This is a genomic window from Streptomyces sp. NBC_01267 (assembly GCF_036241575.1).
In the GTDB taxonomy this organism is placed as follows: domain Bacteria; phylum Actinomycetota; class Actinomycetes; order Streptomycetales; family Streptomycetaceae; genus Streptomyces.
On sequence record NZ_CP108455.1, the window covers coordinates 5,481,755 to 5,496,305 of the forward strand.

General features: G+C 73.6%; 3 protein-coding genes. 2 read left to right on the plus strand and 1 reads right to left on the minus strand.

The annotated features are described in order from the left end of the window. The first annotated feature begins 56 nt into the window (after positions 1–56). On the plus strand, positions 57–2,255 hold the full coding sequence (locus OG709_RS25200) for a M4 family metallopeptidase (protein ID WP_329167728.1): 2,199 nt from the start codon (positions 57–59) through the stop codon (positions 2,253–2,255). Between the two features lie 254 nt (positions 2,256–2,509). Beyond that, positions 2,510–5,524, plus strand: coding sequence for an AAA family ATPase (locus OG709_RS25205; protein WP_329167729.1), 3,015 nt, complete (start codon positions 2,510–2,512; stop codon positions 5,522–5,524). A gap of 72 nt (positions 5,525–5,596) precedes the next feature. Here OG709_RS25205 and OG709_RS25210 read toward each other — a convergent pair whose 3' ends face one another. Continuing rightward, on the minus strand, positions 5,597–14,110 hold the full coding sequence (locus tag OG709_RS25210; RefSeq protein ID WP_329167730.1) for a type I polyketide synthase: 8,514 nt from the start codon (positions 14,108–14,110) through the stop codon (positions 5,597–5,599). Positions 14,111–14,551: the final 441 nt, after the last annotated feature.

Genomic DNA, 14,551 nt, shown 5'->3' on the forward strand with positions numbered 1-14,551 from the left:
CACCGCCCCGCGATTCAGCGGCGCCCCCTGCACCAGGTGAAAGGAACCCCAGGTCCATGTACATACGAAGAACCACGAGACTCCTGACGGCCGCACTGGCCTGTCTGTCCGCCTCCGCCATCGCCCTCCCCGCGGCGACGGCCGCGACGGCCGCCCCGGTGCCCCACCCGCATCCGTCGTCGGCCGGGCCCAAGGCCTTCGCCGCGGCGCCGTACACCGCCGACCCGTCGCCCGCCGTCCGCAGCCGTGTCGTGGACGACGCGAAGAAGGCGCTGACGGCCCACGCGGGGGCCGCGCACAAGGCCGGTGGGGACGTCTTCACCGTCCGGAACCTGATGGTCGACCACGACGGTTCCGCCGCCGTCCGTTTCGACCGGACGTACAAGGGGCTCCCGGCCTACGGCGGCGACGTCATCGTGCACCTCAAGAAGGACGGGACGTACGAGTCGCTGGCAGCCGGATCGCAGACGTCCGGCGCGGTGTCCACCACGCCCCGGCTGGCCGCACCCCGCGCCGCCGAGCTGTCGAAGGCCGCCTTCGACGGCCGTATCGCGTCGGTCTCCGCACCGCACCTCGCCGTACAGATGAAGGGCAGCGCCGCCACCCTGGTCTGGGAGACCGTGGTCAGCGGCGTCCGCCCGGACCAGACACCGAGCCGGCTGCACGTCCTGGTGGACGCCCGGTCCGGCAAGGTCGTACGGAGCAGTGACGAGGTGGACACCTTCGCGGCGCCGGGGGAGGCGGCCTCCGTTCGCTCGGCCACCGCCGTCCCCAAGGCCACCGCCGCTCCGAAGGCCACCGCCGGGCCCGCCGTCGCGGGCACCGGACAGTCGATCTACAGCGGCCGGGTCTCCCTCGACCTCACGCAGTCCGGCAGCGGCTACGCGATGCAGGACCCGTCGCACGGCAACGGCTACACGACCAACCTCAACCACGCGACCGGCGGCACCGGCTCCATCTTCACCAGTGCGAGCGGCAGTTTCGGCAACGGGTCCAACAGCGACCCCGCCTCCGCCGGTGCCGACGCCCACTACGGGGCGGCGAAGACGTTCGACTACTACAAGAACGTCCAGGGCCGCAACGGGATCTTCGGCGACGGCCGGGGCGTCCCCTCGCAGACCCACTACGGCAACGCGTACGTGAACGCCTTCTGGGACGGCACCCAGATGACGTACGGCGACGGCCAGGGCAACGCCCGCCCGCTGGTCGAACTCGACGTCGCAGGGCACGAGATGAGCCACGGCGTGAGCGGCGCGCTCACCGGCTGGGACGAGACCGGCGAGACCGGCGGGATGAACGAGGGAACCAGCGACATCTTCGGCACCCTGGTCGAGTTCTACGCCAACAACCCGGTGGACACGCCCGATTACACCATGGGTGAACTCATCAACATCAACGGCGACAACCAGCCCCTGCGCTGGATGAACCAGCCCTCGCTCGACGGCTCGTCGCCCGACTGCTGGAACAGCAGCAACGGCAGCCTCGACCCGCACTATTCGATGGGTCCGCTCAACCACTGGTTCTTCCTCGCCGCCGTCGGCAGTGGCAATCACGGTTACGGCAACAGCCCGACCTGCAACAACTCCACGGTCACCGGCATCGGCAACGACAAGGCGGGCAAGATCTGGTACAAGGCGCTGGCCTCCTACGCCAACAGCGCCGAGAACTACCACCAGGCCCGCATCGACTCGCTGAAGGCGGCGGCCGACCTCTACGGCGCCCACTGCACCGAGTACAACACCATCGCCGCTGCCTGGGCCGCGGTCAGCGTCACCGGCGCCGACCCGGTCCCCGGCACCTGCAACAGCCAGCCGGGCGCGCCCTCGGTGACCAACCCGGGCAACCAGACCGGGACCGTGGGCACCGCCGCCTCCCTGCAGATCCAGGCGAGTGACCCCGGAGGTGAGACCCTCACCTACAGCGCGACCGGCCTGCCCGCGGGGCTGTCGATCGACGCCACCACCGGCCGCATCACCGGTACGCCGACCACCGCGGGCACCGCGTCCGTGACCGTCACGGCGAAGAACACCGACAACGCCACCGGCTCGGCCGCCTTCACCTGGACCGTCAGCGGCGGCGGCACCCCGCCGGGCGGCTGCGGCAACCTGCCCGCCTGGAACGCGACCACCGGCTACACGCCGGGCGACCAGGTCTCGTACAACGGCCACACCTGGTCCTCGCAGTGGTACTCGACGGGCGCCGAACCGGGCGCTCCGGGGTCCTGGGCCGTCTGGAGCGATCAGGGAGCCTGCTGACGCAGATATCCGGATGCCGGGTGACCGGACGCCGGATGACCGGATGCCGGGCCGGTGGCCTCCCCGCCACCGGCCCGGTACGCATATCTGGTCCCAACTCCCAATATTTTCAAAGGTATTGACCTGTGTCCGGAGCGGTCCTAGATTCAGCGCGGCGTTACGGATGGCAGGCGGCGGTCGACAGGCGGTCGGCCATCGGGAACGCCTTCAGGATCCGCGTCGACGTGTGAACGAGGCTGTGTCCGGAGGGGCTTGTGACGACCGAGCCGACCACCGCATCGCCCACCGCATCACCCACCACATGGCCCAGCGCCCCGGCGGGCCCCCGCACCGCCCCCCGCACCGCCACCCGCCGCCGTCCCGCCGTCGGGCGGGACGCCCTCTGCGACGCCGTCCGGTCCCACCTCGCCGGTGGCGGTGGCGTTCTCCTCACCGGGCCCGCGGGCATCGGCAGGACGACGGTGGTGTCCCGGCTCTCGGCGGAGCTGAGCGCCTGCGGGTACCAGGTACTGAGCTGCTCGCCGTCCCCGTCCGAACGGGACAGCCCCTACCTCGGCCTCATCGATCTGCTGGCCGGTGTCCCGGACAGCACACTCGCCGAACTCGGCAGTCACGAAAGGGCCGTGCTCGAAGGGGCCCTGTTACGGCGCACACCGCCCGAAGGGGCCGATCCGACCGGCGGACGTGACGCGCTCGTCCTGCGCATCGCAGTCCGCAAGCTCCTCACGCTGCTGGGCGGCGAGCGCCCGCTCCTGCTGGCCGTCGACGACGCACAGTGGCTCGACACCCCCACCGCGCAGACCCTGGGCTTCCTCGCCGGACGTGCAGGGCATGCAGGACATGCAGGACGTACGGGATGTGCAGCAGGCGCCGGACGCGGCGGACCCGGACCGGCCGTACTGGTCGCGCTGCGTACGGGACCCCGGACGGGACCCCCGTCGTACGAGGGGTACCAGGCGTACGCGGCACACGACGCAGCGGAGCGGTACGAGGCCGACGCCCCGCAGGAGTGGTGCCCGCAGCCGGTGCGCAGGGTGCCGATGCCGCCCATGACCGCCCGCGAGGTCGCCGAACTGCTCGACGGGCACGACGAACCGCCCTGGCCGAAGCCGCTCCTCACCCGCCTGCACCAGGCCGGCGGCGGAAATCCCCGTACGGTACTGGAACTCAGCTCCGCCCTCACCGAGCGGGTCAGGCTCGCCGGGGGAGCGCTGCCCGACTCCACCGAACCGCTCCCCGTCCCCGACTCCCTGCGCCGACCGGTCCTCGACCGGATCGCCGCCCTGCTGCCGAGCGCCCGGCAGACGCTGGTCACCGCGAGCGCCGCCGCCCGCCCCACCGTGGAGCTGCTGATGCGCGCGGGCGGCCGGCAGGCCCCGGCCGACATCGACACCTGCGTACGGCACGGCCTCCTCCAGGCGTCGGACCACGGCCTCATCAGCTTCCCGGACCCGCTGACACCGATGGTGCTGCAGGCGGAGACCCCGTACGGACTCCGGGCGGACGCCCACCGCGCCCTCGCCGAAGCGACCGACGACCCGGTCGAACGCGCCCACCACCTCGGCCGGCTCACGGCGGGCCCGGACTCCGCGGTGGCGGCCCGGCTCGTCGACGCCGCCACCGCCGCGCGCCGTCGGGGCGCGCCGGGAACCGCGGCGCGGCTCGGCCGCCTGGCCGCGCGGTGCACCCCGACCGACGAGACGCACGTCGACACCGACCGGCGGCTCACCGCCGCGGAGGACGGGCTGGAGGCAGGGGACTTCGACTTCGCCCGGCAGCTCGCCTACGAGGTGCTGGGCGACGCCGACCGGCCCGCCGACCGGGTACGCGCCTGGAACGTGGTCGTCGACTCCTGCGGTCAGGCGATGGCCGAGATCGCGGACGTCTTCCCCGCGGCGGTGCACGACGCGGGCCGGGACCCCGCGCTGCTGGCCCAGCTGCACTACCGGATGAGCTGGCGCGAGTGGATGGTCGGAGGTTCGGCGGCCCGCGCGCACGGTTATGCGGTCCGCGCCGCCGGGCTCGCCGGACAGGCGGGGGACCGGCGGACGGAACTCCTCGCGCTGACCCAACAGGCGGCCCTCGAACTCTTCCTGGGGCTGCCCGAGGCGGAGACCACCCTCGCCACCGCGCTCACCGCACCCCACGACGTGCACGCCATGGCCCACCACAACGGGCCGATCTACCTCAAGCACCGGTTCCACCTGGTGCACGACCGGTTGGACGAGGCCAGAACCGAACTCCGCACCCTGGTGTACACGCTGCGGCAGCGCGGTTCGGCGGAGAGCCTGAGCCAGTGCCTGATCGGCCTCGCCCAGGTCGAGATCGAACGCGGTCGCTGCCGCCAGGCGCTGACCGTAGCCCGCCAGAGCCTGCGCATCGCCGAACAGGCCGGGCTGAGCCAGGGGCCCGCCTGGTATGCGGTGTCGCTCGCGGAGACGGCGGGCGGAACCCTCGGCCGGGCGCTCGCCGCGGCCGAGACCGCCCGGCAGCACAGCGAGGACGACGACGACCGGCTCTTCCTCCCCCGGGCCCTGCACGCCGAGGGCCGGATCCTGCTGTTCGGCGGCGAGAGTGCCCGAGCGGCCGAACTGCTCCGGCGTACGGGGGAGATGGAGACGGCGCAGGGGCAGCAGGACCCGGCGACCCGGCGCTGGCACGCCGACCTCGCGGAAGCCCTGGCGCGCAGTGGTGCGACGGACGAGGCGACGGCGGTCATCACCCGGGCCCGCGCCCAGGCCGTGCGGCTCGGGCGGCCCGGGGTCGTCGCCACGCTCGACAGGTCGGCCGCGGCCGTCAACGAGGCGCGCGGCGAACTCGCCCTGGCCGCCGCCGGATTCGAGGACGCGGCGGCACGCCTCCGAGCCGCCCGCTACCCCCTGGAGGAGGCCCGCACCCGGCTGGCGCTGGGCCGGGTCCTGCGCCGTACCGGAGACGACGCGGCAGCGCACGCCGCCTTCGCGGAAGCCCTGCGGATCTTCACCAGGGCGGACGCCAGGGCGTGGGTCTCACTGGCCCGCGCCGAGCGCGACCGGGCGGAGAACGGCGCGGTCCTCCTCCCCGAGGGCGCCTGGACGGAACGGCTCACGTCGACCGAGCGCAGCGTGGTCGCCCGCGTCGCCCAGGGCGCCACCAACCGGGAGGTCGCTGCCGGACTCGTCCTCAGCGTGAAGACCGTGGAGGCGGCGCTCACCCGCGCGTACCGCAAACTCGGGGCCAAGTCGCGGGTGGAGATCACCCGCATCGTCATGGCGCGGCCGACGGCGTGACGGCTGGACTCCCCTCTCGCTCCGCCCTCTCGCTCCGCCCGGACCATGACGTGACGTACCTCCCCGGCGCGGTCAGCGGCGGGCGGAGAGCCAGTCGTGGACGGCGAGAGCAGTTGTACGGGCGTGGTCCTCCAGTACGGTGAAGTGGTCGCCGGGCACCGTGACTTCGGCGTGCGGCAGACGCCACGCCCCGGCCGCTTCGATGCCGGGCAGACCGTCCCCGGCCCGGACGAAGAGGGTGGCGGCCGAGAGCGCCTTCGGTTCCCAGTCGGAGAAGAGGTCCAGGTACCCGGCCATCGCGGTGAGCCGGTCGGTCTCCGCCGGGGCGAACCGTGCGGCCTTGTCGAGCATGTGCACGGTCATCGGGGAGAGTGCGGGACCGTCACCGTGACGGCTGCCGCTGCCGCTCCGGCCGCCACGGGGGTTGTCGCCCGGGAAGGTGTCGACCAGGACGACGGCGGACGGGTGGACGCCCGCGTGTTCCAGGCGTTCGGCGACCGCGTGTGCCACCCATCCACCGGCCGAGCGCCCCAGCAGGGCGAACGGCTCGTCGCCCGCGGAGGCGAGTACGGCGGCGGCCTGCACCGCCACGAAGGCGTCCAGCGTGCCGGGCAGCGCCTCACCCGGCAGGAACCCCGGATTCGGCAGCACCGAAACGGGCCGCAGGCCCTGGAGGTCCCGCCCGAAGCGGATGTACTCGTGCGGGCCGGAGAGCGCGCTGAGCGCCGGGAAGCAGATCAGACGTGGCCCGACGCCGCCGGTCGCGACGGTGAGGGGGGCGGGCGGCGCGCCGAGGGCTTCGGCGCTGTCGAACACCGCACGGAACCGGGAGGCGATCGTCAGCAGCGCGATGCCTTCCCACGCCTTGCCACGGGCGCACGCCGTACGGAAGAGAGCGGACAGCGAGTCGGTGGCGGAGGCAGAGGAGGCAGAGGAGGCGGCGGAGGCGGCGGAGGCGGCGGAGGACGGCCGGTCCGGGGCGTCCGGTGTTTCCGGGGTGGTCCGGGACCAGCGCTCCTCCAGGTGGGCGGCGACCTCACGGGGCGTGGGGTAGTCGAAGAGGAGCGTGGCCGGCAGGGCGAGCCCCGTCACCGTCGCGAGCCGGTTGCGCAGCTCGACGGCGGCCAGCGAGTCGAGCCCCAACTCGGCCAGCGGGCGGTCCGGTTCGACTGCCGACGGGTCCGCGCCGTGGCCGAGCGCCGTGGCGGCTTCCGTGCGTACCTCCGCCAGGAGCAGTGCGCCGTGTTCGCCCGCAGGCGTGGCGGCGAGCCGTCGCCGCAGGGATTCACCTCCGGCGGGCGCGGACTCCGTGCCGGCCGCGGCGATCCGCCGGGCGGGCCCACGACCCGGCACGCGCAGCGGCGCCCCGGCCGACCCGGAGGCCTCCGGGTTCATGCGGGCTGCCACCAGGACCGCGTCCCGGCCGTCGACGGCGGCGTCGAAGAGCGCGAGGCCCTCCTCGGTCCGCAGCGGGACGAAACCGGAACGGGTCATCCGGCGCAGATCCGCGTCGCGCAGGGCAGCGGTCATACCGCCGCTCTGCTGCCACGGCCCCCAGGCGAGAGAGACAGCGGGCAGGCCGAGATCCCTGCGGTGCTGTGCCAGCGCGTCCAGGTACGCGTTCGCCGCCGCGTAGTTGCCCTGGCCGCCGGAGCCGAACACCCCGGCCACCGAGGAGAACAGCGCGAAGACGGCCAGGTCGCTGTCCCGGGTCAACTCGTGCAGGGCCAGCGCCGCGTCCACCTTCGGCCGCAGCACCCGGTCCAGACGCTCCGGGGTGAGCGCCGGGATCACCCCGTCGTCCAGCACGCCCGCGGTGTGCACCACACCGGTCAGCGGGTGCGCCTCCGGTACGTCCGCGAGGAGCGCGGCGAGCGCCGTGCGGTCGGCGACATCGCACGCCGCTACCGTCACCTCGACACCCAACTCGGCCAGCTCCGCGCGAAGTTCACCGGTGCCGGGCGTATCCGCTCCGCGCCGTCCGACGAGCAGCAGGTGACGCACGCCGTGTGCGACCGCGAGATGGCGGGCGAACGACATGCCGAGGGAGCCGGAGCCCCCGGTGATCAGGACGGTGCCCGCAGGGTTCAGCCGGGGCCTGGGCCGTGAACCTTCGTCGGCCTCCGCCATGCCGGACGCACGGACCAGCCTCGGTACGTACGCGACCCCGGCTCGCACGGCCAACTGTGGCTCCGGGCTCGCCAGGACCCGGGCCAACACCCCCGAGGAGGCCGGGTGGTCGTCGATGTCGACCAGGGCGAAGCGGCCGGGGTTCTCCGTCTGCGCCGAGCGGAGCAGTCCCCATACCGGCGCACAGGTGAGAGCAGCATCCTCCGCACCGCTGCCTCTGCCGCTGCTGGCGCAGCCGTTGACGCTGTCTGCCTCCGCTCCTGTGTGGAGAGCGCCCGAAGTGAGCACCACCAGACGGGAGTTCGCCAGTCGCTCCTCGGCGAGCCAGTCCTGCACGAGCCGCAGCGCCCATCCGGCCGTACTGTGCGCGGCCGACGCCCGGTCCTGCCCGTCCGCCTCGGTGAGCGGCGGACAGGCGACGACGACAGCCGGTGCGTCGGCGCCCGCCGAGGCGGGATCCGCGTACGCCGTCGGCCGGACGCCCGCCGGCAGGAACGCGTCGCGCAGCCACGGGCCGGGCTCGCCCAGAACACCCCACCCGGGCGGTCCGTCCGGCGCGGGGGCGGGGGAATCCGGCAGGCGCGTCCAGTCCAGGCGGAACAGGCAGTCACGAGGCGTGCCTACGCCGCTCATCTGTTCGCGGGGGAGCGGTCGCAGGACCAGTGACCGCACGGTGGCCACGGGCGCACCGGTCCCGTCGGTCAGCTCCAGCCGTGCTCCGTTCTCCGCGCCCGGCGACACCCGTACCCGCAGTCGGCGGGCACCGGACGCGTGGAGCCGGACACCGCTCCAGGCGAACGGCAGCGACACCGCCGTGCTGTCGCTGCTGCTGCTGCTGCCGGTGCCGGTGCCGGTGCCGGTGCCGGTGCCGCTGTCGCCGTCGCCCGGTGCGGATCCGTCGAGTGTCATGGCGTGCAGTGCCGCGTCCAGCAGGGCCGGATGCAGGGTGAACAGACCGGCGTTGACGTGCTCCTCCTCCGGGAGCGAGACCTCGGCGAGGATGTCGGCGCCCAGCCGCCAGGCGGCCCGCAGGCCCTGGAAAGCCGGTCCGTAGTGGAGCCCGCCGCGCGCGAACCGGTCGTAGAGTCCGACGCCGGACCGCGCCCCGGACCCGGATCGGGACTCGGACCCGGACCCGGACCCGGTCCTGGACTCGGTCCCGGATCCGTCGTCGAGCGGCAGCGGGACGGCGCCCGCAGGCGGCCACACGGACGGCGTGGCTACTGGCTCCGGCAGCTCCTGCGGGCCCTCGGAAGCGAGGATCCCGGAGGCGTGGCGGCTCCATGTCCCGTCGTACGAGGTCGTGCGCGGCCGTGCGTGGAACACCACCGCCCGTCGCCCGCCCGCGTCCGGTCGCGCCACCTTCACCTGCAGTTCGACCGTCTCGTCGGCGGGCAGCGACAGCGGTGCCGTCAGGGTGAGTTCCTCCAGCACCGGGGTTCCCACCCGGTCACCTGCGTGAACCGCCATGTCGACGAACGCTGTTGCCGGCAGGAGCACGCTGTCCAGCACCGTGTGGTCGGCCAGCCAGGGCTGGTCCCGCAGGGACAGCAGGCCGTTCAGCAGCAGCCCGTCGTCGTCCGCCGTCGCCGTGGCGGACCGCAGGAACGGGTGAGGTGCGGCTTCCGGCTCCGCCGTGGCGGCGTCCGGCCGGTCGGCGTCGAGCCAGTAGCGCCCGCGCTGGAACGCGTACAGCGGCAACGCCGTACGCTGCGCCCCGCGTCCGGCGAAGACCGCGCGCCAGTCCACACCCACGCCGTGCGCGTGCAGCGCGGCCACCGTGGCGAGCAGCGCCTCGGCCTCCGGCCGGGACCCGCGCAGCGTCGGGACGACCAGGGGCGCGGGGCCGTGCGCGGGGGTGCGCGTATCGGAGAGGCAGTCGCGTGCCAGGCCCGTGAGCACGCCGTCCGGGCCGAGTTCGACGAAGTGCGTCGCGCCCTTCTCCCGCAGATACCGCACCGTGTCGGCGAAGCGGACCGGGCGGCGTACGTGGTCCACCCAGTAGCCGGGCGCGCACAGTTCCCCGTCCGTGGCGAGCCGGTCCGCCACGGCGGTCACCAGCGGAATCCCCGGCCGCGAGTAGGTGATGTCCCGCGCCACCGCGGCGAACGCGTCGAGCATGGGCTCCATGCGCGCCGAGTGGAAGGCATGGCTCACCTGAAGTCGCCTGGTCTCGCGGCCCTGTTCGCGCCAGTGCGCGAGGACGTCCAGTACCGCCGGCTCGTCACCGGAGACGACCACCGAGCGGCCGTTCACGGCCGCGATCTCCACCTCCCGCTCCCGGCCCGCCAGGAACGCGGCGATCTCGCCCTCGTCGGCCCGTACCGCGGCCATCGCCCCGCCCGCGGGCAGCGCGTCCATCAGACGGCCGCGGGCCGCCACCAGGGTGCAGGCGTCCGCCAGGGACAGCATCCCGGCGGCGTGGGCCGCCGCCACCTCGCCGACGGAGTGCCCCGCCACCAGGTCGGGGCGTACACCCCAGGACTCCAGCAGCCGGAACAGGGCCACCTCCAGGGCGAACAGCGCGGGCTGCGCGAACAGCGTCGTATCGAGCAGCCCGCCCCTCTCCGGTCCGTCCGACCCGTCCGAACTGCTTGTTCCCTCGGCGAACACCACGTCCCGCAGCGGCTTCGGCAGGAGCGGATCCAGCAGTGCACAGGTCTCGTCGAAGGAGCGGGCGAAGACGGGATGGGCCCCGTACAGCTCCCGGCCCATGCCGAGGCGCTGACTGCCCTGGCCGGTGAAGAGGAAGACCACCTGGCCCGCCGGGCGCGGGCCGCTCGTGCTCACGCCCGGCCGGTGCCGTCCTCCGGCCACCGCGTCGAGGGAGGCGAGCAGTTCGTCGCGGTCGGCGGCCACCACCACCGCACGGTGCTCGAAGGCGGCGCGGGCCGTGGCCAGGGAGAACCCGAAGTCCAGCAGGCTCGTCCCGGGGCGTGCGGCCACATCGGCGCGCAGCCGCCGGGCCTGAGCGAGGAGCCCCGGGGCGCTCCTCGCCGACACCGGGAACGGTACGGCTGTTCCCGCTCCCTCCCGCGCGGCCGGGGAGCCGATGTCCGGGACGTCCGGGGTGCCCGGGGTGCCCAGGGTGTCCGGGGCGTCCGGATCACCCGAGGCAACGGAGGCACCCGGATCTGCCGCAGCGGCCCGCTCACGTACCGTCGCGGCCTGCTCAGGTACCGCAGACGCCTGGTCGAGTACCGGAGAGAACTGGTCGGGTACCGCAGGCGCCTGCTCAAGTACCAGGTGTGCGTTGGTCCCACTGATCCCGAAGGACGACACCCCTGCCCGCCGTGGCCTGCCCGTCCGGGGCCACGGCATCGGCCGGGTCAGCAGCGACAGCGTGCCCGACGACCAGTCCACCCGCGGTGTCGGCTCGTCGGCGTGCAGCGTCCGGGGCAGCACCCCGTGCGCCATCGCCTGGACCATCTTCATCACCCCGGCCATCCCCGCCGCGGCCTGCGTGTGCCCGAAGTTGGACTTGACCGACCCCAGCCACAGGGGGTTCTCCCGCGTGTCCTGCCCGTAGGCCGCGAGGAACGCCTCCGCCTCGATGACGTCACCGAGCCGGGTACCCGTGCCGTGCGCCTCCACCGCGTCGATCTCCGCGGGGGCCAGCCGCGCGTCGGCCAGGGCCTGGCGGATCACCCGTTGCTGAGCCGGTCCGTGCGGCGCCGTCAGGCCGTTGCTCGCTCCGTCCTGATTCACCGCGGAGCCGCGGACCACGGCCAGCACCCGGTAGCCCGCCCGCCGCGCCTCCGACAGCCGGGTGACCAGGAGCATTCCCGCGCCTTCGGCCCACGCGGTGCCGTCCGCCGACGCACCGAACGCCTTGCAGCGGCCGTCGGGGGCCAGCGCGCGCTGCCTGCTGAACTCGACGAAGGAGTGCGGCGCCGACATCACCGTGACACCACCGGCCAGCGCGAGCGAGCACTCGCCCCTGCGCAGCGCCTGGACCGCCAGGTGCAGGGCCACCAACGACGACGAGCACGCCGTGTCCACGGTCATCGCGGGCCCTTCCAGCCCCAGGGCGTAGGCGATACGGCCGGACGCGACGCTGCCCGCGCTGCCGATGGCGAGATAGCCCTCCACCCGCTCCGGTGTGCGGACGAAACGGCTGGCGTAGTCGCTGTACATGAGCCCCGCGTACACACCGGTGGGCGTCCCGCGCACCGTGCCGGGATCGATCCCGGCGTGCTCGAAGGCCTCCCAGGCGACTTCGAGCAGCAGCCGGTGCTGCGGATCCATCGCCAGGGCCTCGCGGGGCGAGATACCGAAGAAGGCCGGATCGAACCGGTCCACGCCGGACAGGAAGCCACCCTCGCGTACGTACGTCCGCCCCGTCCGCCCGGGATCCGGGTCGTACAGCCCGTCCAGGTCCCACCCCCGGTCGGCGGGGAACGGGGTGATGGCGTCGACGCCCTCGTCGACCAGCCGCCACAGGTCCTCCGGGGACTCCACACCGCCCGGGAAGCGGCAGGCCATCCCGACGATCACCACCGGGTCGTCGGCCGGGTCCGCGCCCTCCGGGCGGGTGGCCGCGGCGTCCGCGGGCACGCCGGAGAGCCGTGCCCGGAGGTGAGCGGCCAGTTCCGTCGTGGTGGGGAAGTCGAAGGCGGCGGCCTCGGACAGGGGGAGCCCGGTCGCCGACGCCAGGCGGTCACGCAGCAGCGTCGACGTCAACGAGTCCAGCCCCAGGTCGCGGAACGCGGTCCCCGGCTCCACCTCGTCGACGGCGCAGCCCAGTACAGCGGCGACCTCGGTCCGTACCAGCGCGGCCAGATCCACCGAACCGGCCCCCGCCGCCGGGGAGACCCCGGCCTCCAGGAGCCGCGCGGGCCGGTCCGCGAGCGCGTACCGCTTGGCCTTCCCCGAGGCGGTGCGCGGGATCACGTCCACCTCGTACAGGGCGGCCGGGACCTTGAACGGCGACAGGTGTTCCCGGCAGGCGGCGAGGACCGCCCTCCTGTCGAGCGCGCCGGGTCTCTCCGGGACGAGATGGGCGACCGGCACCTCACCGAGCACGCCGTCCGGGCGGCCGGACACGGCGGCGTCCTTGACCCCCGGCAGCGCCAGCAGCACCGCCTCCACCTCGGAGGGGTGGATGTTCTCCCCGGCCCGGATGATCAGCTCGTCGACCCGGCCGGTGATGGTGACATCGCCCCGGGCATCGATCCGGGCCAGGTCACCCGTGCGGTACCAGCCGTCGCGCAGGACCTCGTCGGTGTCCTCGGGCCGACCGTGGTACCCGGCCATGACACCGGGCCCGCTGACCCACAACTCCCCTTCGCCCAGGGCCTCGCCGCCGTTGTCTCCGCCGAACCCGCTTCCGCCGTCGTTGCTGCCGTCGCCGATCCGCGCCCGCATGCCCGGCAGTACCTGCCCGCACGAACCGGCCGCCCGGTCGACACCCGCTGCGGTCATGGTGACGGGCCCCGCCTCGGTGCTCCCGTAGTGCTCGAGGAACGGCACCCGGCAGATCTCCTCGAATTCCCGCTGGAAACCGGGCGGTGCGGCCACGCCGCCACTGACGCAGCCACGCAGTGCGGGCACCTTCAGCCCTTCGCCGCGTACGGCTTCCAGGAGCTTTCCGTACGTCGTCGGCACACCGGCCAGCAACGTGACCGGGGCGTCCGTCCGGCGCAGTTCACCCAGGACGTCCGTCACGGAGAACCGCGGCAGGAGCACAGCGCCGGCCCCGGTCGCGGTCACCCCGATGACGCACAGGATCTGGCCCATGGCGTGGTGGAGGGGCAGCGGCCACAGCAGGCGGTCGTCGGCGGACAGGCCGAGGACGCCGACGAAGCCGGACACCACCGACGACAGGCGGCTGCGCTGGGTGGACAGCACGCCCTTGGGGGCGCCCGTCGAACCGGAGGTGTAGAGCAGCCACGCCACCTCGTCGAGCCCGAGGTCGTCCGGAGCCGGAACGGACGGTTCGGTGGTGGCCATGGACTCGTACGGGAGCGTGCCGTCGGTGTCCGCCGCGCTGCCGCCCTCACCCGCCGCCCCGGCCTCGTCCCGTACGCCGCCGGGCGTCCCGGTGTCCTGGACGAGCACCACGGTCAACTGCGGGCGCTCAGGTAACAGCAGCCGCAGCAGGCCCAGTCCGGCCCGGTCGGTGAAGACCACCCGGGCGCCGCTGTCGTCCAGCAGATGAGCCAGTTCCGCCCCGGTGCTCCGCGCGTCCATCGGTACACCCACCGCGCCGGCCCTGGTGACTGCGAGCAGGCTCTCGACGGCTTCGACCCGGTTACCGAGAAGGACCGCCGCCCGCTCACCGTGCCGCAGACCGAGCCCGGCCAGATGCCCGGCCAGCCGCCCGGTCCGCAGCTCCAACTCCGCGTAGGTCACCCGGGAACAGGAATCCTGGAAGGCGATCGTGGAGCCGCGGAGCCGGGCATGCTCCCGGAGCAGCTCGGGCAGGGGCCGGACGGGATCTGTGCGTGGTGTCACCGGGACGAACACTTCCTCTGCACGCGGGAGTTGATGGTGCCCACCGTATGGGGCTGCGGTGCGTACGTGAGAAGTGCCGTGTGGTCAGGGGGCGGGTTTCGAGAGGGCGAGGATCACCGCGTGGGCGCCCTTGCGCATCTTCAACAGGACGCGCGGCATGGTGTGTTCCTTCCTGTACCGGGGGGTGCGGAGAAGGCCGGACGGGTGGGCGGGACGGGAGGGATGGGCGGTACCGGGGTCGGGGCCGACCCCTCAACGCTTATTGAAAATGATAGTCGATACCGTGCGGGTGGAGCTCCACGCCTGTGCGTGCGGCGCCGTGTCGTCGCCCAAGGGGGCGATATCTGCCGGTACATGACGATCGGTCCGGTTCGGTGAAGGTGATACCGGATCTGTCCCGTGAGGCCTGTCGGGTGTCCCCGGGGGTGCTCCGGAGATATC

Excerpts from the sequence above, each read along its gene's own strand:
- OG709_RS25200 (WP_329167728.1), top strand. The coding sequence starts at position 57 with ATGTACATACGAAGAACCACGAGACTCCTGACGGCCGCACTGGCCTGT.